Source organism: Pusillimonas sp. DMV24BSW_D, from assembly GCF_011388195.1.
In the GTDB taxonomy this organism is placed as follows: domain Bacteria; phylum Pseudomonadota; class Gammaproteobacteria; order Burkholderiales; family Burkholderiaceae_B; genus Neopusillimonas; species Neopusillimonas aestuarii.
On record NZ_CP049990.1, the window covers coordinates 795,231 to 817,969 of the forward strand.

Annotated in this window: 25 protein-coding genes and 1 pseudogene; 18 read left to right on the forward strand and 8 right to left on the reverse strand. The window is 54.9% G+C overall.

Annotated features, from left to right (window positions below; genetic code table 11):
• Position 1: 1 nt before the first annotated feature.
• Complete coding sequence (locus tag G9Q38_RS03840) at positions 2–1,186, forward strand: NAD(P)/FAD-dependent oxidoreductase (RefSeq protein ID WP_166127975.1); 1,185 nt, start codon at positions 2–4, stop codon at positions 1,184–1,186.
• A 57-nt stretch (positions 1,187–1,243) separates the two neighbouring features.
• Here G9Q38_RS03840 and rhuM read toward each other — a convergent pair.
• Positions 1,244–1,411: pseudogene (gene rhuM / locus G9Q38_RS03845) on the reverse strand (RhuM family protein); the annotation flags it as partial.
• A 135-nt stretch (positions 1,412–1,546) separates the two neighbouring features.
• On the opposite strand from rhuM, the gene G9Q38_RS03850 reads away from it, so the two are divergent.
• The gene (locus G9Q38_RS03850; protein ID WP_166127977.1) at positions 1,547–2,677 is read left to right on the forward strand and encodes a linear amide C-N hydrolase; all 1,131 of its coding nucleotides are present in this window, start codon (positions 1,547–1,549) and stop codon (positions 2,675–2,677) included.
• A gap of 3 nt (positions 2,678–2,680) precedes the next feature.
• Here G9Q38_RS03850 and G9Q38_RS03855 read toward each other — a convergent pair whose 3' ends face one another.
• The 3 genes from G9Q38_RS03855 to G9Q38_RS03865 form a co-directional block, all read right to left on the reverse strand.
• Positions 2,681–2,980, reverse strand: coding sequence for a HigA family addiction module antitoxin (locus tag G9Q38_RS03855; RefSeq protein WP_166127980.1), 300 nt, complete (start codon positions 2,978–2,980; stop codon positions 2,681–2,683).
• Between the two features lie 11 nt (positions 2,981–2,991).
• Complete coding sequence (locus G9Q38_RS03860) at positions 2,992–3,270, reverse strand: type II toxin-antitoxin system RelE/ParE family toxin (protein ID WP_166127982.1); 279 nt, start codon at positions 3,268–3,270, stop codon at positions 2,992–2,994.
• 64 nt (positions 3,271–3,334) lie between these two features.
• Positions 3,335–3,532, reverse strand: coding sequence for a hypothetical protein (locus tag G9Q38_RS03865; RefSeq protein ID WP_166127984.1), 198 nt, complete (start codon positions 3,530–3,532; stop codon positions 3,335–3,337).
• 206 nt (positions 3,533–3,738) lie between these two features.
• Here G9Q38_RS03865 and G9Q38_RS03870 point away from each other — a divergent pair, with 206 nt between their 5' ends.
• A complete protein-coding gene (locus tag G9Q38_RS03870; RefSeq protein WP_166127987.1) occupies positions 3,739–5,412 on the forward strand; it encodes an ABC-F family ATP-binding cassette domain-containing protein in 1,674 nt (557 codons plus the stop codon).
• A 5-nt stretch (positions 5,413–5,417) separates the two neighbouring features.
• Here the strand turns inward: G9Q38_RS03870 and G9Q38_RS03875 are convergent, their stop codons facing one another.
• Positions 5,418–6,035: an ATP-binding cassette domain-containing protein gene (locus G9Q38_RS03875; RefSeq protein WP_166127990.1), complete on the reverse strand. Its 618-nt coding sequence runs from the start codon at positions 6,033–6,035 to the stop codon at positions 5,418–5,420.
• A gap of 33 nt (positions 6,036–6,068) precedes the next feature.
• Positions 6,069–7,016 (reverse strand): LysR family transcriptional regulator, encoded by a 948-nt coding sequence (locus tag G9Q38_RS03880; RefSeq protein WP_166127992.1) that lies wholly within the window; start codon positions 7,014–7,016, stop codon positions 6,069–6,071.
• Between the two features lie 114 nt (positions 7,017–7,130).
• On the opposite strand from G9Q38_RS03880, the gene G9Q38_RS03885 reads away from it, so the two are divergent.
• From G9Q38_RS03885 to G9Q38_RS03900, 4 genes are all read left to right on the forward strand, one after another.
• On the forward strand, positions 7,131–8,783 hold the full coding sequence (locus tag G9Q38_RS03885) for an AMP-binding protein (protein WP_228276193.1): 1,653 nt from the start codon (positions 7,131–7,133) through the stop codon (positions 8,781–8,783).
• Positions 8,780–9,922, forward strand: a complete 1,143-nt coding sequence (locus G9Q38_RS03890) for an FAD-dependent monooxygenase (RefSeq protein WP_166127995.1) — start codon at positions 8,780–8,782, stop codon at positions 9,920–9,922. Before G9Q38_RS03885 ends, G9Q38_RS03890 begins: the two co-directional genes overlap by 4 nt.
• Before the next feature lie 173 nt (positions 9,923–10,095).
• Positions 10,096–10,956 carry an ABC transporter substrate-binding protein gene (locus G9Q38_RS03895; protein WP_370523878.1) on the forward strand — a complete coding sequence of 287 codons (861 nt, stop codon included), beginning with the start codon at positions 10,096–10,098 and terminating at the stop codon, positions 10,954–10,956.
• A gap of 127 nt (positions 10,957–11,083) precedes the next feature.
• Positions 11,084–12,409 (forward strand): HD-GYP domain-containing protein, encoded by a 1,326-nt coding sequence (locus G9Q38_RS03900; RefSeq protein WP_166127998.1) that lies wholly within the window; start codon positions 11,084–11,086, stop codon positions 12,407–12,409.
• A 44-nt stretch (positions 12,410–12,453) separates the two neighbouring features.
• Here G9Q38_RS03900 and G9Q38_RS03905 read toward each other — a convergent pair whose 3' ends face one another.
• Together G9Q38_RS03905 and G9Q38_RS03910 are read right to left on the reverse strand one after the other, a co-directional pair.
• Positions 12,454–13,134, reverse strand: a complete 681-nt coding sequence (locus tag G9Q38_RS03905; RefSeq protein ID WP_166128001.1) for a prepilin peptidase — start codon at positions 13,132–13,134, stop codon at positions 12,454–12,456.
• A 5-nt stretch (positions 13,135–13,139) separates the two neighbouring features.
• Entirely contained in the window at positions 13,140–13,610 is a 471-nt protein-coding gene (locus tag G9Q38_RS03910) for a type II secretion system protein N (RefSeq protein WP_166128003.1), read from the reverse strand.
• A 68-nt stretch (positions 13,611–13,678) separates the two neighbouring features.
• Here G9Q38_RS03910 and G9Q38_RS15355 point away from each other — a divergent pair, with 68 nt between their 5' ends.
• Genes G9Q38_RS15355 through gspE form a run of 11 tightly spaced genes read left to right on the forward strand, consistent with a single transcriptional unit; the run spans position 13,679 to position 22,724 of the window.
• Positions 13,679–13,768 carry a hypothetical protein gene (locus G9Q38_RS15355; protein ID WP_370523879.1) on the forward strand — a complete coding sequence of 30 codons (90 nt, stop codon included), beginning with the start codon at positions 13,679–13,681 and terminating at the stop codon, positions 13,766–13,768.
• 3 nt (positions 13,769–13,771) lie between these two features.
• Complete coding sequence (gspG, locus tag G9Q38_RS03915) at positions 13,772–14,203, forward strand: type II secretion system major pseudopilin GspG (RefSeq protein ID WP_370523902.1); 432 nt, start codon at positions 13,772–13,774, stop codon at positions 14,201–14,203.
• Positions 14,175–14,693, forward strand: coding sequence for a prepilin-type N-terminal cleavage/methylation domain-containing protein (locus G9Q38_RS03920; RefSeq protein ID WP_166128010.1), 519 nt, complete (start codon positions 14,175–14,177; stop codon positions 14,691–14,693). The genes gspG and G9Q38_RS03920 overlap by 29 nt, the downstream gene beginning before the upstream one ends.
• Entirely contained in the window at positions 14,690–15,061 is a 372-nt protein-coding gene (gene gspI / locus G9Q38_RS03925; protein ID WP_114420248.1) for a type II secretion system minor pseudopilin GspI, read from the forward strand. The genes G9Q38_RS03920 and gspI overlap by 4 nt, the downstream gene beginning before the upstream one ends.
• On the forward strand, positions 15,058–15,606 hold the full coding sequence (locus tag G9Q38_RS03930; protein WP_166128012.1) for a PulJ/GspJ family protein: 549 nt from the start codon (positions 15,058–15,060) through the stop codon (positions 15,604–15,606). The genes gspI and G9Q38_RS03930 overlap by 4 nt, the downstream gene beginning before the upstream one ends.
• Positions 15,603–16,514, forward strand: a complete 912-nt coding sequence (gene gspK / locus G9Q38_RS03935; protein ID WP_166128014.1) for a type II secretion system minor pseudopilin GspK — start codon at positions 15,603–15,605, stop codon at positions 16,512–16,514. Before G9Q38_RS03930 ends, gspK begins: the two co-directional genes overlap by 4 nt.
• 1 nt (position 16,515) lies before the next feature.
• Positions 16,516–17,538 carry a type II secretion system protein GspL gene (gene gspL / locus G9Q38_RS03940; protein WP_166128016.1) on the forward strand — a complete coding sequence of 341 codons (1,023 nt, stop codon included), beginning with the start codon at positions 16,516–16,518 and terminating at the stop codon, positions 17,536–17,538.
• On the forward strand, positions 17,535–18,125 hold the full coding sequence (locus G9Q38_RS03945; protein ID WP_166128018.1) for a type II secretion system protein M: 591 nt from the start codon (positions 17,535–17,537) through the stop codon (positions 18,123–18,125). The genes gspL and G9Q38_RS03945 overlap by 4 nt, the downstream gene beginning before the upstream one ends.
• A complete protein-coding gene (gene gspN, locus G9Q38_RS03950) occupies positions 18,122–18,898 on the forward strand; it encodes a type II secretion system protein N (protein ID WP_166128020.1) in 777 nt (258 codons plus the stop codon). The genes G9Q38_RS03945 and gspN overlap by 4 nt, the downstream gene beginning before the upstream one ends.
• A 17-nt stretch (positions 18,899–18,915) precedes the next feature.
• Positions 18,916–21,306, forward strand: a complete 2,391-nt coding sequence (gene gspD, locus G9Q38_RS03955; RefSeq protein WP_228276194.1) for a type II secretion system secretin GspD — start codon at positions 18,916–18,918, stop codon at positions 21,304–21,306.
• Positions 21,303–22,724, forward strand: a complete 1,422-nt coding sequence (gene gspE, locus G9Q38_RS03960; protein WP_166128022.1) for a type II secretion system ATPase GspE — start codon at positions 21,303–21,305, stop codon at positions 22,722–22,724. The genes gspD and gspE overlap by 4 nt, the downstream gene beginning before the upstream one ends.
• The last annotated feature ends 15 nt before the right edge of the window (positions 22,725–22,739 follow it).

Here is a 22,739-nt window from a genome sequence, read left to right on the forward strand (position 1 = left end):
TGTGTCGCTAGCGCAGTTCGACCCGGCCGATGGTACGTGGGATGTGGTAATTGTGGGGGCGGGGCCGGCAGGCGCTGCAACCGCGATCACGCTGGCCGGGTTTGGTCGGCGTGTGCTGCTGGTAGAGGAGCGAACCGCCCCCCGCTTCAAGTTGGGTGAATCGTTGCCCCCTGCTTCCATCGGTATCGTTAAGCATTTCCTGGGCAACATTGAAGACCCGGCACAAAATTTTCCAGGCGTTTTCAGAACGGCCGGGAATGTTTCGGTTTGGGCATCCGAGCAGCCCGATGTCACTGATTTCTTTTTTACGTCGACGGGGTTCGGTTTGTGCGTTGAACGACTGGCGTTCGATGCGGCCCTTCGGGAAAAGGCCGTTGCGGCGGGTGCTGCGCTGCTTGAAGTGGTGCGTTTCGAATCTTGCGTGCGTACGAGCACAGACGCCGACTTTAAGTGGCAATTAACGCTTCGTTCGGAAACGCAAACAACACAGGTTCACGCGCGCTATCTGATCGATTGCACCGGGCGTCGGGCTGCGGTGGCCAAGGCGTTGGGTGTTCAGCCGGTTTCCGATAACGACCAGTTGTTCGCCTATGCACAATGGTTTTCCTGTGCGAACCCCGATGAGGAGCACTACACACGGATTGAGGCGGCGCCTAATGGGTGGTGGTATAGCAACCGCTTACCGGCTGTTGAAGGCGGCGAATCCATGCGCCTGGTGGTGTTTCATTCCGATAAAGATTTACCGGCGGCCAAAATGGCGGCGCGCCGGGAAGGCTTCGACGCATTGCTGGGCGAATCCACACATATTGGCCCTTTGCTTGAATCCAAGGGCTACCAACCTTGCGGCACGATTCGCGGTGCACCGGCTAACAGCCAGTGTTTACAAGCGTTTTGCGGTGATGCCTGGATGGCGGTGGGGGATGCGGCGCAAGCTTACGACCCGCTGTCTTCACAAGGTATCGACAAGGCGCTTAGAACCGCCAGCCATGCCGGGCACATGATTCATTACGCGTTAAGTGACTTTGAAGAAACAGCCGCCGGGTTAAGCAGCAGCAACACTTATATTGGTCAATATAGCGCGCAACAGCAGCAATTGTGGCAAACGTATTTAACGCAACGAAATTATTATTACGGCATGCAGCCTCGCTGGGCTGATCAGCCGTTCTGGCAACGCCGGCGAGGTTGAATCAAAACGGGTTTTATTCAAGTCGGCGGCTGGCCTTTCATGATATTCGGCGGTGGGTTAGGTTTTTTCCTGATTTGGTTCTTTCAATACCTGAGTAGCCCATTGTCGGAACTGCGTGGCGCGGCTTGAGCTGACCCGGTAACCCACCGAGATTATGGCGTCGAGATTATAGTGTTTGATGCGCCGTTTAACTTGTCGGTTGCCTTCCTGGCGAACTACTAAGAATTCCTTAGTAGTCCATACTTTTCCCTATGTTATCCTCGCAGCATGCCCGCACGGGCACGGGGGAGTCCCTTTAGGGATGCGGCTTTACCCCTGGTTGAAGCTTAATCCATACAACGAAAGAAAGGACTTTACCCTATGCCTTCCAGCGTTTCGTCTTCTACTTTTTCCTGGCGCCGTTCCGTGCGCAAAACTGCCGCCGCATTGCTGACCGCAGCCATGCTGGCACCGCATGTTGCGTCGGCTTGCACGAGCTTTTTAATTCCTACAAGCGATGGCGGGTCGGTTTATGGCCGCACGATGGAGTTCGGTTTTTCCATGGATTCAAAAGCCATGGTGATTCCGCGCAACCATAAGCTGTCTTCCATCGGCCCCGACGGTAAGGAAGCGATGACCTGGACAGGCAAATATGCTGCCGTGGGTTTGAATGGGCTTGGCATGAGCACATTGGTTGACGGCATGAACGAGAAAGGTTTGGCCGGCGGCGTGCTGTATTTCCCCGGCTTTGCCGACTACGCTGACCCCGCCAAAGCGGACCCGGCCAAGTCGCTTGCCCCTTGGGATTTCTTAACCTGGGCGCTGACGAACTTTGCAACGGTGGAAGAGGTGAAAGCGGCCATTAACAATAACGAAGTGGCCGTTGTGAAGGTGATTCAGGAAGCGCTGAAAATTGCTCCGCCGCTGCACTACACACTGCATGATGCAAGTGGGGCGTCGCTGGTAGTTGAACCTATCGATGGCAAGTTGAAGGTGTACGACAACCCCGTGGGCGTGATGACGAACTCACCGACTTTCGATTGGCATCTTACGAACCTAAGTAACTACGTCAAACTTTCAAGTGTGAATGCGGAGCCACTTAAGTTGGATGGCATGACAATTGAGCCGTTTGGCCAAGGCTCGGGTCTGTTAGGCATTCCTGGTGACGGCACGCCTCCCTCGCGTTTCATTCGCGCGCTTGGCTTAACCATGAGCGTTGAACCGGCGGCAAGCGGCCCGGAAAGTGTGCGCTTGGCCGAGCATATTCTGAATAACTTTGATATTCCGAAAGGCTGGGTTCGCGAAAAAGATCAAGGTGATGATCCGCTTGAATATACGCAGTGGTCTACCGTGGCAGATCTTTCCAATGGCATGTACTACGTTAAAACGTACGACAATCAGGTGTTGCGCGGTATTGATCTGAATTCATTCGATTTGGATGCCAAAGAGATTGTAAGCGCGCCGCTGAATTCTGAAATAGCGCCGCCGGCTTTGCCGATGCCGAAGTCTTGATGGTTATGAGGTAAACGATACCTCAGGCATCAGTCGTGCAATAGGGGGTTGCTTGTGCAGGCGGGCCTGCGCAAGATCATATTCTGTTTGCAGTGCAGTCCAAAACCGGGCGGTACTGATGCCTGCCATCTCCAGGCGGATAGCCAAATCCGCACTGATGCCGGCTTTGCCGTTAATCACACGAGAAAGTGCTGTTCTGGACATACCCAGCTTTTGCGCCGCTTCGCTGACTGATAAGCCGAGCGGCGCAATCACTTGATCGCGCAAGGTGTGTCCAGGGTGTGGGTGATGCAAGGTACTCATATCTTTCTCGATTAGTGATAGTCTTGATAATCGACTATATCTACATCCTGCCCTTCAAAAACAAACGTGATACGCCAGTTTCCGTTAACCACAATTGACCAATGTCCTTCAAGATTGCCGTGCAACGGATGCAACCCGAAGCCGGGTAGATTTAATTCGGCCGGCGATACAGCGACGTCCAGAACGCGCAGAATTTGCCCTAATTTCTTGGCGTGATTAGGTTGGATTCCCTTCATTGAACCCGTTGCGAAGAAATGCTCAAGCCCTTTATGGCGAAATCGCCTAATCATAGTACATTGTACTGCGTAGCGGCACACGACACAACAGCTCCTTATGCTTTTGATGCGGTCTGCTTCAATTAAGCGCCTCCTTGGCCGCCTCCTCAGGCGTTAGCCCGTCGTAGAACATATCGGTAAACCATTCGGCCTGTTCTTCAATATGTTCCTGCGCCTGGCGCACGGTTGCGCCTGCGGCGACCAGGAGGCCTTCTACTTCAATACACCATTGAATAAGCGCTGCTTCATCGGGATCCAGCGTGTTCTTTTTTGCCATGTTTTTTCCTTTGGGTAAGGCCTGCGTATAGCACAGAATATACGGAAGAAAGCCTCAAATGCTACAATTCGTGCTGTTTTTGCGCGGTTTTTGTCGCCCTGCTTCCAGGTGCGTTGCTCAGTCGGCCCCCGCTGCACCATCCTTGTTCAGGTCCCAGCCAGTTGCGGCTTCGGGTCTTGTTCCCACGAAATAAAGATCTGCCCTTAATGATTATCCTTAAAAACGTGACCTTGCGTCGCGGCAGCAAAGTATTGCTTGATAAAACCTCCGTCTCGCTGAATCCCGGTGAGAAAGTGGGTCTGGTGGGGCGTAACGGCGCGGGCAAGTCATCGTTATTTGCTTTGTTGAACGGGACCTTGCACGACGACGGCGGCGAATTTTCCATTCCGGCACAGTGGCGTATGTCGCAAGTGGCGCAAGACATGCCGGAAACGGAACAAAGCGCGACCGATTTCGTCGTGGAGGGCGATACGGTTTTGTTGGCGGCTCAACACGAAGTGACGGCGTCTGAGGAAAGTGACGATGGCATGCGCATGGCGTACGCCTATACGGCATTACACGACGCGGGCGCACACGATGCACCTTCGCGGGCTCAGGCCCTGATTCTGGGGCTGGGCTTTAGTGTGGCTGAACTCGACAAGCCGGTGAACAGTTTCTCGGGCGGCTGGCGCATGCGCCTGCAATTGGCGCGCGCGTTAATGTGCCCGTCGGATTTGCTGCTGTTGGACGAACCCACCAACCACCTGGATTTGGATGCGTTGGTATGGCTGGAAGCGTGGCTTAAGAACTATGCCGGGACAATGGTTGTTATTAGCCATGACCGGAAGTTTCTGGATTCGGTGACTAATGTCACGTTGCATATCGACAATGGCAGGTTGGTACGCTACGGCGGCAATTACAGCAAGTTTGAAGACATGCGGGCGGAACAAATGGCGTTGCAACAGGCGGCCCATGCGAAGCAGCAGGAAAAGGTGGTTCACCTGCAAAAGTTTATCGACCGTTTCAAGGCAAAAGCCAGTAAAGCCAAACAGGCGCAAAGCCGTGTGAAGGCCCTTGAGCGCATGGAAAAAATTGCGCCGGTTCTGGCTGATGCAGAATTTCAGTTTGGCTTTAAAGCACCGCTTAGTCTGCCCAACCCCATGTTGGCGATGACTGCTGCTAGCTTTGGTTATCCGCCGCCGGAGGATGCGCCCACTAATGCGAAGCCTACGGTAATCGTGCAGAACGCCAATCGTTCTGTACTCGCGGGACACCGCATTGGTATTCTTGGCGCAAATGGGCAAGGCAAGTCGACACTGGTAAAAACCATCGCCGGGGCGTTGCAACCCGTTGCGGGTGAAATCATTACCGGGAAAGGCTTGAATATAGGTTATTTTTCCCAGCAAGAGCTCGACGTTCTGCGGCCTGCAGAAAACCCACTGGAACACATGATACGTCTGGCGCGCGACACGCCCGCCGGTGTGCGCCCCAGTGCCATGGAGTGCCGCGAACAGGGATTGCGTAATTTTCTGGGCACCTTCAATTTCAGCGGCGATATGGTCAAGCAGGCGGTTGGCAGCATGAGTGGGGGCGAAAAAGCGCGCCTGGTACTGTGCATGATCGTGTGGCAGCGCCCTAATTTGCTGCTGCTTGATGAACCCACCAACCACTTGGATCTGGCAACCCGCGAGGCCCTAAGCGTGGCTTTGAATGAGTTTGAGGGCTCGGTGATGTTGGTAAGTCACGACCGGGCCTTGTTGCGTTCGGTATGCGACGAGTTCTGGCTGGTGTCGCGTGGCGGAATTCAAGACTTTGACGGCGATTTGGATGATTACCAAGTCTATCTGTTAGAGGAAGCCAAGCGTCAGCGCGAAGCAGCATCGTCTCGCAACGCTGCGTGATTCTGTCACGCTTGAAGGTTGGCAATTTCAATGGTGTCGGCGTTGCAGGCCTGCATCAGATCGAAGTCGAAACTGACGAACAGGACGACGCGATCTTTAGCCCAGGTTTTGAATTGCTCTGCCACGACGGCACAGGCGCGTGCGTCTAATCCGCTTGTCGCGCCGTCTACAACCACAACGGCAGGGTTGCCAATTGCGGCTGCCGTAAGGTAAACCTTGCGGCGCATGCCCGTCGACATTTGCTCAAAGCGTTTGTCCAGATGCGGCGTCAGCTCCAGCCTGGATGCAAGGTCAAGCACCGTGTCATCGATGCTCGCGCTTTTCTCTGACGCGACTTTTTCCAGCAGCCAACGGCCGGTTTCCATGGGATATTCCATGGTGTTGTCGGGCACGTAGGCGAGTCGGTTTTTGGCGTGTTTTGGATCTTTTGTTAATGAGATTCCATCGATAAAAACGTCGCCCGAGTCGGGCTTGATGAGCCCCGCCACAATCCCCAGCAAGGTGGATTTACCGGTACTTTCTTGTTCGCATAGCGCGAAACACCCCGGTTCGAATGTATACGTTAAGCCCTGGAATACAAGGTGACCGTCGTAGTGTTTACTGAGATTCTTGATACTGAGCATGGCGGAAAATGGATGCGTGAATGTTTTGTGTGGTTAGTGTGACCGCGGGTGAAAGTGTTTTTTTACCTGTTTCTTAAGGCCGGTGTCGTAGTCAACAAACAGCTGGGCCACTTCACCGCGTAGCCATTTTAAGGCGGGGTCGGTATGCAGTTTTGCATGCCAGTGTTGCTTCAGCAGATAGCTCCTGGTTTTGATCGGCAATTGAACCATGCGTAACCCTTCAAGCCGCAGAAAATATTGCGCAACGGCTTGCGGCACCGTCACAATCATATCGGTAGCCGAAATAATGGCGGGGACACTCATGAAGTGCGGAATATTCAATTGCACGCGGCGCGAAATGCCCTTGCTTTTAAGGACCTGTTCAAAAAGCTCGTGGCTGCGGCCTTCGGGTTCGACCACGGCATGGGGTAAGTCAAGAAATGTGGCTAAAGACACTTTATTGCCTTTCACCCGGGGGTGGTCTTTGCGTACTAAACAAACAAAGTTGTGTTCGAAGAGCCGCTGCATATAAAAACCGGGCCGTTCCAGGTCGGGAAAGAAACCAATAGCCAGTTCGGTTGAGCCGTTTTCCATGGCTTCAGGCAGCTCTTTGACGGTTAATGCTTTGCTTTTCAGGTTGCATTGGGGCGCGACACGGGCCAGATGCGCCATGATGCGCGGCAAAAACACCATTTCACCAATGTCGGACAGGGTAACCAGGAAGTTGCGCTGTGCTGTTTTCGGGTCAAACTCGGTTGGGGTTTGAATGGCGTTGTCGATCATTGAAAGCGCTTGCTTTGCGGCCGTGACCACTTGCTCGCAACGCGGGGTCGGTATCATGCCGCCCCTGCCCCGCACGAAAAGCGGGTCGCCCAAAATTCGGCGTAAACGGCCGAGCGCCGAGCTGGTGGCCGGCTGGCTAAGTTGCAGCGCTTCCGATGCCTTCGAAACACTCCGGGTGGCATGCAGTTCGACAATCAACCGAAGCAAGTTGAGGTCCATTTTCGGGATCATAGGCGACACTATTTAAATGGTGAATAGTAATAATAATAGTTCCTTCATTGTATTTATAAACCTTCCTGCCTATTATTGATCGAAAACAAGGGAGACAAAGCAGTGACTCAACCACTTAATCGTATCGACGGGGTTGTTTATCCCGATGCCGAAAAAGCACGTTTCTATACCGAGAGCGGCGCGTGGGAGCGCAGAACAATGGGCCAGGCGCTGCGCGATGCGGCGCAAATTGCGCCCGATCAAATCGCCTATGTGTGTGATGAACGCCGAATTACTTTTGCGCAGCTTGATGCGGTTACCGACCGTTTGGCAGCCGCGTTGCGTAAGCTGGGCTTGCGTTTGCACGATCGCGCGATGTTTCAAATGGGCACCAATATTGAAACCGCTATTGCATTGTTTGGTTGCTTTAAAGCGGGGGTTATCCCCGTATGCAGTATTCCGCAATTCCGTGAAATTGAAATTGGCACGTTAGCCAAACTTACGCAGCCCAAAGGTTATTTCGTGCAGAAGGATGCGGGCGGCAACTTCGATTTGCTGACCTTTGCGGCGGATATGGCCAAGCGCCACGATATTCCTTATGTTATTTCGACGGGTGGAGAAACAGTTGAGGGCGTGCACACACTTGACGATTTGTGTGCTGAATCGTTGCCCGCTTTGGATACATCCGACGAGTTCACGGCGGGCGATGTGGCGGCTTTTCAGTTATCCGGGGGCTCAACGGGTGTGCCGAAGATTATTCCCCGCTTTCACGGTGAGTATCTTGCGCATGGGCGGGATTGGTGTAACCAATATGAAATGGAAGCAGGGAACATCGGCATCTGGGCTTTGCCTGTTTTGCATAACGCGGGCATGCTTTTTTCGATTGTGCGGGCCGTCATTTACCCTGCAACAACGGTATTGATGCCGCGCTGGGATGTTGCGCGCTACTTCGACATGATTGAACGCGAGAAGGTGCAGTTTGCGTTTACGATTGGGCCGCATGCGCCCGCCATTGCGTCGTATCCGCATGTTGCGAAACATGATCTGTCATCGTTGAAGATGCTGTTTACGCTCATGGGGGCGGAGTCGATTGAGCGGGCCACAGGTGTGTGCTCAACCAATATGTTCGGCATTACCGAGGGGCTGATCTTAACCGGTACGCCCGGTGCTTCGGCTGAGATTCGTCACGGCAGCATCGGCATGCGGTGCTCTCCGCACGATGAAATACGTATTCTTCAGCCCGGCGGCACCAATGAACTGCCGGTGGGTGAGGTGGGCGAACTTTGCTTTCGCGGGCCTTCGTCGTTACAGGGCTATTACTCTGCGCCCGACATCAATGCGGTTAGCTTCACGCCCGACGGCTTCTTCAGAACCGGCGACATGGTGCGCGCGCGCCGTATCGATGGCGAACTGGTTTACTGCTTCGAAGGCCGCATGCGCGACAACATTAACCGGGGCGGAGAGAAATTTGGCACCGAAGACATTGAACATTTAATTGCGCGTCACCCCGCGATCGCCGATGGCAAAGTGGTGGCCATGCCGGACGAAATCTATGGCGAAAAAGCCTGTGCGTTTCTGATTGCGCGTGAAGGGTGCACGTTGCCCACAGTAAAAGAACTGGGTGCGTTCTTACTTGAAAAAGGCCTGGCCAAATATAAGTTGCCGGAACGCATCGAGCCATGCGATTCGTTTCCCGTAACACGGGTGGGCAAGCTTGACCGCGCCGCTTTACGTGCTCTTATTGCAGAAAAACTGGCGCAGGAGGCCTCAAAGTGAAAATCAATATTCTGGGTGGCGGGCCGGCGGGTTTGTATGCAGCCTACCTGCTGAAACGATCAAACCCTTCGGCGTTGGTCAATGTGTACGAACAAAATGACGCGAATACCACCTTTGGGTTCGGTGTGGTGTTTTCCGACGAGGCCCTTGAGTTTCTGCGGGCGAATGATGAGGAAACGCTGGAAGCCATTACCCAGGGCCTGGAAACGTGGCGTGATATCGAAGTACGAATTCACGGCGAACGTATTGTGATCGACGGTGTGGGCTTTACGGCCATTGCACGTTTGAGGCTGCTGGATATTCTGCGTGAACGAGCGTTGTCGGTGGGTGTGCATCTGCACCATCAATGTATTGTTAAAGACCTTGCAGAAATGGATGACGCCGACCTGGTGATCGGCGCCGATGGCGTGAATTCGCTGGTGCGTCAAACGTACGAAGAGCATTTCGGCACATCGATAGAGTACTTGAACAACCATTTTGCGTGGTTTGGCGCAACCCGTGCTTTTCCGCGCTTAACGCAAACCTTCAAAGCGGCGCCTGATGGCTTTTTCAATGCGCATCACTATCGCTATACCCCGGACATGAGTACGTTTCTGGTGGAGGTGGATCCCGCCACGTTTGAACGCGCGGGCTTGGGCCGGATGAGCGAGGAGGACTCGCGCCGGTATTGCGAGAACGTGTTTGCCGAAGAACTGGACGGCGCGTCGCTGGTGGTGAACAAATCGATGTGGCGACGCTTTCCCAAGATCAGCAACAGGAAATGGTCGGTTGGGAAGTACGTGATTATTGGCGACGCGTTGCGCACCGCACACTTTTCAATCGGTTCCGGCACACGCCTTGCGCTTGAAGATGCGCAAGCGCTCATGCAAGCCATTGCCGCGCATCCACACGATGTGCCCGCAGCATTAACCCGTTTCGAGGCGGCGCGGCGCCCTGTCGTTGAAAAAATTGTTTCAGCTGCCAACCGCAGCGCGGATTGGTATGAAGACTTCCCGCAACATATGCAATTGCCCGCATTGGAGTTTGCGAAAAACTACATTAGCCGGTCGGGGCGTATTGACCCTGAAAGGCTGAAAGCGAATTCGCCAGGGTTCTCCTCGCAATACGAGGCCTGGCGAGCCGGCTCGGCGCATTCATAGCAAAGAGCCTTGAAGTTCAAAAAAACATTTGGAGACAATGATGAAAAAGAAGTTGGCTATGGTGGCATTGCTGTCGTCGCTTTTGGTGCCTGCAGCGTATGCAGAAGACCCGATCAAGATTGGATTTATCGCGGAACTATCCGGCCCGCCTGCGGTGTTGGGTAACGACCAGTATGATGGCTATTTTGCCTCAGGTTACGGAAAAGGAAGTGTTTGTGGTGGGCACTATGGCGGGGCCCGGTCCAGTGGCAGGGGCTCAATGTTCACCCTACCTGTTTATGGCGTCGTGGCAAAACGATATGTTGTCGGAGGTGGTGGGGCAGTACGCCACCGAGCAAGGCTATAAGTCGGTGGTGGCGTTGGCGCCCAATTACCAGGCCGGAAAAGACTACATTGCCGGGTTCAAGCGCTATTACAAAGGCGAGATTCTCGACGAAATTTATACCCCTTTGAATCAGTTGGATTTTTCGGCGGAACTGACGCAGGTTGCCTCATATCAGCCCGATGCGGTGTTTATTTTTTATCCCGGCGGCTTAGGCATTAATTTTGTCCGCCAATACAATCTGGCCGGTTTGAATGGGCAGTTTCCTTTGCTTTCGGCTGCCTCGGTCGACATGACGACCCTGCCTGCAATGAAAGAGTCGGCCTTGGGCGTGATCTCCGGGTCGCACTGGAGCCCCGACCTGGACGTGCCTGAAAACAAAGCGTTTATTAAGGCGTTTAAAGAAAAACATGGTCGTATGCCTTCGGCTTACGCGGCCCAAAGTTACGATGCGGCTTTATTGCTTGACTCCGCTATTGCCAAGGTAGATGGGAATCTGGATGACAAAGAAGCGTTCATGAAGGCCATGAAAGAAGCGGACTTCAAGTCTATTCGCGGCAAATTTCGTTTTGGCAACAATAATTTCCCCATTCTGGATATGCATACCATGGAGGTGGTGAAAGGGGATGACGGGCAAGTTACCTTGAAAACGATTGCCACCCCGTTCAAGGATCACCAGGATGCCTACCACCAGGCGTGCCCCATGAGTTAAGGCCGTTAGGGCGAAGCTTGATCCTCCGTTGTTTCGCGAGCCTGCAACGCGTATGATCAAGCTTCGCGGCAACCTTAAGCCAAAAACCCCCATTTAAAACACAATGCTGCATTGTGTGGTGGCAACAATGAAGACATTGAAACTTTCGGAGTTGATGGGCGCGTTCAGTTATGCGCTTGACATCACAGAAGGACAGCCACCCGGGCATTGTGTGCGCTGTTGCTGGATTGGCATGCATATTGGCCGTCAAATCGGTCTGTCGCAACAGCAGCTTTGGGAACTCTATTACACGTTGCTGCTGAAGGATCTGGGCTGTAGCAGTAACGCGGCGCGCATTTGCGAACTTTATCTTACCGACGATTTACAGTTCAAAAGAGATTTTAAAACCGTCGGCGACAGCAAGCCACGTGCGTTGTCTTTTGTATTAAGTCATACAGGCTTGAATGAGGGGTTGGCCGCTCGGTTCAGGCGTGTCATGACCGTTATTCGTAACGCCGATGAGCTAACCCAGGAGCTGATTTCAACGCGTTGCCAGCGCGGTGCTCAGATCGCGCGTCTTTTGCGTTTTCCCGCTGAAGTTGCCGATGGTATTCATAGTCTTGATGAACACTACAACGGCAAAGGTTATCCCGGCGGCCTCGTTGCCGATCAGATTCCCATTTATTCACGAATTGCCTTGCTTGCCCAGGTGATTGATGTTTTTCATACGGAAGGTGGTGCACAGGCCGCCCTTGATGAAATTAACCTGCGCTCGGGGGGGTGGTTCGATCCTGCTCTGGTAAAAGCATTCAAGGCGGTTTCACACGACCCGCTTTTCTGGGATATGTTGTCTTCGCTAGGTATTGACGGCGCGGTGCATGATTTGGAACCGCCACACCCACAAGCCGTTCTGGACGAAGATTATTTAGACGATATTGCCGCCGCATTTGGCGAGGTGGTTGACGCCAAAAGCCCTTACACCAGCGGCCACAGTGTGAGGGTGTCGCAGTATGCCGACATGATTGCGTTCCGCCTTGACCTGTCTGCGCCGAGTCGGCGCTGGCTTAAGCGTGGCGCGTTATTGCATGACGTGGGCAAACTGGGGGTGAGTAACAGTGTGCTCGACAAGGCGGGTAGTTTGGACCCGCAAGAGTGGGCTGCGGTGAAGCGGCATGCCGGTTATACCGAGACGATACTCGGTCGTATTTCGGCCTTTAATGAGCTTGCCCGTGTTGCCGGCGCGCATCACGAACGGCTTGATGGCGCTGGTTATCCCCGTGGCCTGACGGAGCAAGATATTCGTCTGGAAACACGCATTATCACGACCGCCGATATTTTCGATGCCATTACTGCGGAACGCCCTTACAGAGGTGCCATTCCCGTAGATAAGGCGCTGGAGATCATGCGCGGGACGGTAGGCACAGCGTTGGATCCGGATTGCTTTGAGGCTTTATGCGCGGGTTTAGGCAAATAGAATAACGCGACTAATTGCGTGCGCCGACTGTGGCTTTCAAATAATCATGCCAACAGATAAAACATGACGGTAACGCCCCCTGCCGCCAGGTAGGGGCCGAAGCTGATTGCCTGGCCGCGTTCAAGGCGGCCCCGAATTTTCATGATGCCTGCCCAAACCAATGCTGTAACAGAGGCAAGCAACAGTACCCAGGGTAAAGCCATCCAACCCAGCCAGGCACCCAGGGCGGCCAGTAGTTTGAAGTCGCCCTGCCCGATACCGGCTTTACCCGTGATTCTGAAAAATACCTGGAAGGTGATCCATAACCATAAATAGCCTGCCACGGCGCCAATCACCGCATCGGGTAAGGGGGTGAGTGCCCCGTTCAAATTAACCAGAAGACCCAGCCACAATAGGGGCAGCGTCAGCAAATCGGGAAGCAGACCCGTCCGAGCGTCGACCCACCCCAGCGTGACCAATACGTTATTGAATACGATGACGGCCAACCCAACGGGTGTCGGTCCTAGAAGCCACACCGCGATTAAAGTGGTGAGCGTGGTGAGGGGCCAAACCGGCGCGTGGCTGGAAAAATCGAAGAGCGGGTTCTTTTTGGTAAGTCGAGGATTGATTTGCTCAACGAGCCGCAGGGCGGCTTGGCGCAGTAACCATGTAAGCCCCCAAGACCAGATTAAAGCAGCTGGAATGCTGACCGCCGGATTAAGACGCCAAGGTTCCCATTCCCACATAAATGTCAGTTTGCGTTCCGGGTGATGAAGCCATTGGGATAGCCGGCTTGTTGGCGGGTGATGGGGATCTCTTCAGCCACGCCATCCTGGCTGATGGTGATACCGTTGTGTGACACTGTTTCAAGAAAAATGCCCGGCGCGAGAGATTGGCCGTTGCGATATGTACGCGCAGGTTGATTATTGATACTGAGCAGTGCCGCACCTTGCCCGCCCGTGTTGGCAATGACGCCGACAAGATCAATTTTTATGCCAAGTGTTCGCCCGCCGAACCATTGCGCCATGGGCTGAATACCGGGATTGGCGGAATAAGTCGACAAAGCGGGCGCAAGTTTTTGGGGGGTGGGGGCGAGCAATAGCGCCGCCCAGATACCCAGGCCCGCGGCCAGAGCGATAACGGCGATGGCACGTACAACGCGCGGCGCAACAGGGTCTGCAGAGAAGGTTTGAATCGTCATGAGATAGGATGGAGGCAACATTGCTTTGTCGGCAACGTGAGTTTGCCATGACTACAACCAAAAACACTACTGAAAAATAATGGCAAACATTGGTTTCTACCGTTAAGAATAAGGTATATATTCGAAACCTGTTTATGTCTGTCATGATAACGGGCTATTTTCTATATCAGGCTAAGTAAATGATGCCCTCGCTTAAAAGAAGATTGAACCGCCAACGCGGTTTTTCGTTGATTGAAATTATGGTGGTGGTGGTCATTATGGGTGTATTGGCCGCTTTAATTGTGCCTAACTTAATGGGTCGCCCCGATCAGGCGCGTGCCATTGCCGCCCGTCAGGATATTGGTTCGCTCATGCAGGCGTTGAAGTTGTATCGGCTCGACCATGGCCGCTATCCGAATAACGAGCAAGGTTTAAACGCATTAATGGGCGCCGGTGATTCGGCGCAGGGAGGGCGGCAAGCCTATTTGGAACGTTTGCCGAATGACCCTTGGGGAACACCCTATCAATATTTGAATCCGGGTGTGCATGGTGAAGTCGATGTGTTCTCTTTGGGGGCAGACGGGCGCCCCGGCGGCGAAGGAAAAGATGCGGATATTGGATCCTGGTCGCAATAGCCACGCTGAAAAGGGGTTTACCCTGCTGGAGATGCTGGTTGTGCTGGCTATTATGGGGACAACGGCGGCTTTGGTTGGGGTTGGCCTGGTGGCGGGCCGTGAGCGCCGGCTATTGAAGCAAGACGCGCAGGTGTTGTCGCAACTTTTTACGGCGGCCCAGGCGCAGGCGCGCCAACAGGCAACGTCTATTGCCTGGCGGTATGGGGCAAACGGCTTTAAGTTCGAGTTGGTTTTGCAAACCCCGTATCTGCCGGCCGATCTGGCGCGTTATGTCGATTTGAATCATCAAGCACTCACTGAGCGTAATCCAACCTTGCGGGCGCGTGCCTGGCAATCTGAAGAGCCGGTGCGTGTTCGTGTTGATCCGCCCATTCCACCTGTTTTCAACCGTGAATGGATGTCGGGTCCCCGGGTGGTTGAGCTGGATAATGGTTTGACTCAGGTCAGGATAGTGCGTTCGGCCCAGGGGCAGTATCGGGTGCTGCCATGAGCTGTTGTTCGAATCAATCGGGTTTTACATTGGTCGAGGTGCTGATTGCGTTGGCAATTGTGGGTATTGCTTTGGCGGCGGGCATGCGGGCATTGGGCTTGAGCGTAGACGGCACGCGTGCCTTGCAGCAACGCACGTTGGCGTTGCAGGCGGTGGAAAACCGGGTGGCCGAACTGCGCTTGTCACGTGAAATGCCTGCTCCGGGGCGTCGTTTTCAGCCTTGTCCGCAAGGTGGCTTGGATTTTGTGTGTGAACAGGTGTTTGCCGATACGATCAATGCCAATTTTCGTCTTGTGACGGTGCGTGCCCGTTTGGGCGCCGGCCCGGTATTGGGTGAGTTGAATGGTCTGTTATCGGTGCTGCCATGAGTGCCGACATACCTGCGCAACGCGGTTTAACGTTGATAGAGATCTTGGTGGCGCTGGCACTCATGGCGTTGCTCAGTGTCATTTCCTGGCGCGCGCTCGACATGACGGATCGTTCAGTTCAAGTCTTGCAGACACGCATTCAGGATACGCAGTCTTTGGCAAGGGTGTTGGGTCAGGTTGAGCATGATTTGAAGCGTCATGTGGGCGTGCTTTGGCGCTCGCCTGTTTTGTCTATTGTTCGCACCCGGGGAAATGGTGCGTGGCAGTTGGTTGAGTGGCGTCAGGAGGGCTCACGTTTGCTAAGGGCGGTCAGTGATCCGTCGTACGCTTTGCCGATGCCGGAATTGAATCGTTATGAAGTCGTACTGGAGGATATTGCCTCATTCTCCCTGCGTGAGTGGGGCGCTGAGCAACAATGGGTATCGCCGACGGAAACACTGGATTCAGGCGCGAGCGAAGCAGGGCTGAAAGGGTTCGAGGTAAACGTTGTCCGCATCGATAATGGCGCGCCCGCCGTATTTCGGAAAGTGGTGTTATTGCCATGAGCACCCGCCGTCGACCTAACACGCTCTCGATGCAACGCGGCATGGCGGTGGTGGGCGCATTGGTGGTGGTGGCGGCTGTTTCAATGATGGCGGCAAGTATGGTTCAACAACAGGCTATGCTAAGCCGGTTGCTTGTGGGGGAACGCGATCGCGCACAGGCGAAATGGTTATTGCGGGGCGGGCTCGATTGGGCGCGCGTGATGTTGATTAATGACGCAAGACGCCACGCTTTGACCGTACCGAATGGGGTATGGTCGCAGGCCATTGTGGGGTTTGAGGTGCCGTTGCCGGATGGCACGCGCAGTGCGCAGGTGTCCGGTCAAATCGAAGATGAGCAGGGGAAATTCAATTTGAATGCCTTGGCGGTCGAGGGTCGAATACAGCCGGACGCGGTGTCTGTATTGCGTCGCCTGTTTTCAATGCTGGGCGTGGCCCCGGAATTGGCTATGGTGGTTGCGCAACGTATTGCCGGTTCGCAGCAAGCGCAAATCACGCAACAAGGTCCGATTGGCTTGCGCACTTTGCGCGACCTGGAAGGGGTTGATGGTTTTTCCGTGCAGACGATCGCACGCATTAAGGATTACATTACGATCTTGCCTGAACGGGGGCCGGTTAATGTGAATACCGCACCCGCTGAACTGCTCAGTGCGTTGTTGCCGGAATTGGGTCTGGCCGCTGCGCGGGGGTTGGTTAAAGCGCGCAATGAGGGGCAATGGTTCAATAGTCGGGGTGATTTTTTAAATCGTACCCAAATGAGGGCCGGTGACCTGGCGTTCGCGATAGGAGTAAGAAGTGATTGGTTCAAGGTTTCCGGTGTGGTGTCCTTGGGTGAAGCTTTAACCACTGTGCAGGCGTTGATGCATCGTACCCGACAGAATCCGCCTGCTGTTGTCTGGATAGAACATTAATATGAAAACCCGCCTGCGACTCGCTTTGCCGAAACTGGATCAAATTGATCGAACGACGACAGTGGCGTTCGCCTTGTTTGATCGAGGGGGACGTTTGCTGCGTAGTGGTGAGCAAGCGCTGGAGTCGCTCGCGCAAGGCACTGGGGCTGATTGGGTCGAGGTGATTCTGCATCCCGACGATGCGGTTGTGGCCACCGTGCAGGTTCCGCCGGTTCGGTCGTCACAACGTGAAGACGCAATTAATGCATGCGTTGAGCCATTGACGTTAAGCAATATTGAGGATTTATGTATTGCGTATGGGCCAAGAGGCAGTGAAGGCGGGGTGGATGTTGCCTGGGTGGATCGCAAAGCCTTGCTGCATGGATGGCAGATGCTGGAGCGCTTGGGCTTGAACGTACAGCGGATTACGCCGCTGGCACACGCATTGCCGCAGCGTGATCCTTATCCGGGCCGGCAGCTCACGTTGCCGGTTGACGCGCGTTGGCAGACACCTCTTCCAGATTGGTCCTTTGCGCGCCCAAAGTGGCGCCCGCATTCGCCGGTCAGGCAATGGAAATCGACGTTGTATTGGGTCGCGGCGGCTGTGCTGGTGTGGTTGGCGGGTTTGCAGCTTTATGCCTACCAGTTGAACCAAGAGATGGAAGGCTTGCGTGATCAGGCGGTGCGCGAGGTGCAAAGCGCATTCCCGCAGATGAGCGTGGTGATTGACCCGTTGCGCCAGGCACAGAATGAGCGTGATGCGTTGTTGCGGGCTACAGGGACAGCCGTGCAAAGTGATTTCATTCCGTTGGGTTTGGATAGTGCGGCATTGCTTGGGCCATACGATATTCAGCTTGAGGCCCTGCGTTACCAGGATCAAGTGCTAACGCTTGTGCTGGTTGAAAACTCTGGTGCTGGTGCGGCTTTTGAAGCAGTGCGCCAGACAGCTGAACAACAAGGTCTGACCTTAAGTCGTGATGAAGGTAAGAACAGCAATATTTGGCGTTTCAGCCGGAATCAAGTGAGCGAAGGAGGGCAACGGTGAGTTTTCTTTTCAGATTGCGATCACACGCCCAAACATTTCGCATACGTGGCGCGTCTTTAGCGCAACATGGCTCAGTCCGGTGGGCGGGTTTGAACGCGCGTGAGCGTAAGCTGGTTGGGTTTTGCGCGGCGTTTTTATTGCTTGCCATGGTTTGGATGTTGATTGTGAGGCCGGCGTTAAAAACGATTGATGAAGCACGGGCGTCGATACCGCAGTTACGCGCTGATCTGGTGCAGATTCAAGCTTTGGTTGTCGAAGCAAAGTCGTTAAGTCGACAAGTGTCCGGCGCTATCCCTGATCAGCAGATGCGTGGCGCCATAGAGGAAAGTCTGCAAAGCGCAGGGTTAAGTTCGCGGGTTCAGTTGCTGGAAGAGGGGGCGGGTGCACAAGCCAATCAGCGCTGGTTGATTGTTTTTTCAAACTCCAACGCTGCCGATGTGCTTACCTGGTTGTCTGACGTCCCGTACGCCTTGCGTTTGCAGATCCATGCGGCTGATTTGGCGCGGGCTGTCGTGTCGGGCAGGGCGCAGCCTGATCAGCTTAGTGGCGAAGTGGTTTTGCAGCAGCCTGGCGAGGTGGCCTCGTGAGGCGGCGTGTTGTTGCTCAGGTGGCGGGGCTCCTGCTTGTTGCGGTTGCTGCGGCGTTTGCCGTGCTGCCTGCTCGGTGGGTGATGTCGTGGGTGCCGTCAAATTGGCCTTTGTCTATTGTGGATGCCGATGGTACGGTGTGGCAGGGGCGTGCCACGATTGCCGTCGGTGTTCAGGGCCGAATGCGCACCGTGCCCACGCCGATTGAGTGGCGATTGGTTTGGGGCAGTAGTGGCTGGCTGCCACGCCCGCAATGGTATGTTGAGCATCCTTGGTTGAATGGGCCTTTGTTGCTTACACCCGGTGTATCGGGCGTTGGGGTATCGGGGCAATCGTTGGAAATGCCTGCGTTGGCGCTGTCAACACTGGATGCCCGGATCGCGGCCATGGGTCCCGGTGGGGTGTTGCGGGCAACTTGGCCGGCCTCGTTTCTGGGCAAGGCTGAGCGCGCTCAGGGAGCCGAATTGTTGCGTCTGGATTGGCTCAGTGCATCGTCGTCGTTAACGCGGGTTCGTCCCATGGGCCAATATGTATTGACGCTAACGCGAGGTGAACCGGGCGCGGTGGACATGGGCCTGAAAACAACGGAAGGCCCATTGTTTCTTGAGGGTGGCGGCGTTATTCAGGGTAGGGCTGACGTTAATTTCGAGGTGGTTGCACGTTCCGCCCCTGGTGTGGGGGCGCAAACACAGGCGGCGCTGCAAGATTTACTGGCGACATTGGGGCCGTATCGAAACGGGGAAACGCGGTTGCGGTATCGTGCGAATCCATAAATGAAGAAAGAGAAATAATGATCTGGAGACATCCATTGACTAGTGCGCGTGTTGATACCCCGGGCCTTGCCGGGCAGGGCAAACTCATTACCGGTTTGGCTTTATTGGGTTTGCTGGCCGGTTGTGCGGGTATGAATCAGTCGTCTGTAAGTTCGGGTCCGTCCCCGTTGGTTGTTCGCACTTCTGCGACGGCAAGCGAGGGACGCGTGACGGCGCCGCCTAACGCGGTGTCGCAATCGGCACCGCCGGTTCGGTATGAGCGGGACGATGCAATGGCGGATGCCGACAATACCGAACGCGAGGGTCAGGCTCGCGCCCCGGCCAATGAGAACGGCGCGACTACGATGCTCAACTTTGTTGAGGCAGACGTGAACGGCGTGGTGCGGGCGTTGGCGCAATTTACGGGCCGTAATTTCGTGGTGGATCCGAGCGTGAACGGGCAACTTACGCTGGTATCGGAAACCCCGGTGAATTCGCAGACAGCTTATGAAATGCTTTTGGCGGCGTTGCGTATGCGTGGTTTCGCGGCGGTTGACGTGAATGGGGTGACTCGTGTCGTGCCCGAGGCGGATGCCAAGTTGCAGGGTGTGCAGGTGGCCGATGGGTCGCAGGGCGGGGGCGAGTTGGCAACGCGCGTGTTTCAGCTTCGTTATGAAAGTGCGGCAAACCTTGTCCCGGTCCTACGCCCGATGATCGCCCCCGACAATACGATTAATGCGTATCCGTCGAACAATACGCTGGTTGTGACGGATTACGCCGATAATCTGGCGCGTATTGCCGAAGTCATTGAGCGTATTGATACACCCGACTCCATGAGTACGGATGTCATGCCGATTCGTCACGGCGTGGCGCTTGATGTGGCGGCTTTGGCAAACCAATTGTTGGGTAATCGCCGGGGTGGTGACAGTCAGGGCCAGGTTGTGGTGGTTGCCGATCCGCGCAGCAATGCGGTTTTATTGCGGGCAAACAGTCCAGAAAAGCTGGCGCAGGCGCGCAACTTGATTCGCCGTATCGATAGTCCGGAGTCGGGCGGGGGAAATTTGCACGTTGTGTATTTGAGGAACGCGCAGGCGACGGAGTTGGCTGAGGTTTTACGTGGTGCGCTTGAGGGCCACGCAGGCTCGGGTGACGGTAATCGTGCTCAGGTTTCCGATCCGAATGGTCTTGGCGAGCTGATGGATGAATCTCTCGAGCAGGACGGCGGGGCGTTGCCGGTAAACTCCGTTGGCGGGGCGGCCTCGATGCCGGGTGTGGCCATGCTTGATAGCATGCAGGCCGGTGGTGGCGGTTCGCGTACCGGCAGGGCGCAGCCGGTTGCATTTAGGGCCGGCGGCGCAACGATACAGGCGGACCCTTCAACCAATACGTTAATTATTGCTGCACCGCCACCGCTTTATCGCAGCTTGCGTGAAGTGATCGATCAGCTTGATCAGCGCCGGGCTCAGGTGCTGGTTGAAAGCCTGATTGTTGAGGTGAATGCGGATGATGCGGCTGAGTTGGGTATTCAGTGGATGTTGGGCGCGAACGATATTGAAAATGGCGGCTCGTCTTTCTTCGGTGGTGCCAATTTGGGTGGCAGCGGTTTGAATCGAACCGGAGCCAGTTCAATCGACACTTTGGCTCAGGGTCTGAGTTTGGGTGTGGTTCGCGGCACAGTGAATATTCTGGGTAACCAGGTGCTGAATCTTTCCGTGTTGGCGCGTGCGCTGCAGTCGAACGGGAATGCCAATGTATTGTCGACACCTAATTTGCTGACGCTCGATAACGAAGAAGCCAGCATTATGGTGGGCAGGACAGTGCCGTTTGTAACCGGCCAATACACCACCAGCGGCGACGGTGCGAGCAATCCTTTCCAAACCGTTTCGCGCGAAGATGTGGGCCTGACATTAAGAATTCGTCCGCAAATCTCGGAAGGCGGTACGGTTAAGCTGGCGCTGTATCAGGAAGTGAGTGATATCGACGCCGGCGCATCAAGTGCGCTGAACGGCTTGGTTACGCGTAAACGTGCGCTGGAAACCGATGTGCTGGTGGATGACGGGCAGATTATTGTGCTGGGGGGGCTGTTGGAAGATACTTTGTCAACCTCGACCAGCTCAGTGCCGTTGTTGGGCGACATCCCCGGTATTGGGCAACTCTTCCGTTACGATAGCCGCACCCGCACAAAAACCAACCTTATGGTGTTCCTGCGGCCTCACATCATTCGCAATGCGCAAGACAGCGCAAGCATTACGCTGGATCGCTACAACTACATGAGAGCTGTACGGGCCAACTTGCCGGACGATGCCTCCTGGTTGGCGTCTGATGCCGACGTGGCGCCGCTGCCTGCAGTTGATCGCAATCCGGGTACCGGCCTGCTGGATTTGCGCGGTTTCAATCCAGATCAATCAACGGTAACCAATCCATCATGACGCCACGTGTGCCTTATACCTGGGCGCAAGCGCATCGTGCGCTGATTCAGGCCACCCCCGAGGGTGTGTCGGTGGTGTTGTCGGAACGCGCCTCGGATTGGGTTCTGATTGAGCTTCGGCGCCGTTTTGGTGAGCTGCCGACACGGCGTATTGCCGAGGAGACGTTCGACACATTACTGGCCTCGGTGTATGCGCAGACCGGGGATGCGGCGGCAGTGGTGGATGCCGCCGCCAATGAAATTGATCTTGATCGTTTAATGCAGGCTATTCCCGAAGTGGAAGACTTGCTTGAGATGGCCGATGATGCACCCGTCATTCGCATGATTAACGCCTTGTTTACGCAAGCGGTGCGCGACGGGGCCAGCGACGTGCATTTGGAGGCATTTGAAACCTACTCTGTTGTGCGTTATCGCGTTGACGGCACCCTGCGCGATATTGTGAACCCGCGTCGGGCTTTGCATAACGCGTTGGTCTCGCGAATCAAAATCATGGCCAATCTGGATATTGCAGAAAAGCGTTTGCCGCAAGACGGTCGCATTGCGTTGCGTGTGGGCAAGCGTCCTATCGATGTGCGGGTGTCAACGCTGCCGACTGTGCACGGCGAGCGTGCGGTATTGCGTTTGCTTGATAAAGAGTCCGGGCGCCTCGAGCTTACACGGCTGGGCATGGCGCCCGATGTTTTGAGCCGGTTAAATAGCCTGTTGCATCTGCCTCATGGCATTGTTCTGGTAACCGGCCCCACCGGAAGCGGGAAAACAACCACGCTGTATGCCGCGCTGGCGCAACTTGATACCGCCACCACCAATATCCTGACGGTCGAAGACCCAATTGAATATGATCTGGCCGGCATTGGGCAGACACAGGTGAATGCGCGCATCGAGTTAACGTTTGCCAAGGCACTGCGTGCGATTTTGCGGCAGGATCCCGATGTCATCATGATTGGTGAAATCCGTGATTTGGAAACGGCGCAGATTGCCGTCCAGGCGTCGTTAACCGGTCACTTGGTTTTGGCTACGCTGCATACCAATGATGCTGTATCGGCGGTGACGCGCTTAATCGATATGGGTATTGAGCCTTTCCTGCTGGCGTCCACCTTGCAAGGTGTGTTGGCGCAGCGTTTGATTCGAAAGCTTTGCCCGTCGTGCAAGGAGGTGGATGGCCGCGGCGTGGCGTTACCGTCTTCAGTGGGGTGTGCGGCTTGTGCCCATACAGGTTATAGCGGTCGTACCGGTATCCACGAGTTGTTTGTGGTGGATGATGCCGCACGCGAGATGATTCATTCCGGCGCGCATGAACAGGGTTTGCGTCATCACGCCCGTGACAACGGTTTGCGCAGCTTGCGCGAAGATGGGGAGCGTTGGATTGAACAAGGCGTGACCACGGCGGAAGAGTTGCTGCGCGTTACGCGTGATACGTAAGTAAACGGGAAGAAA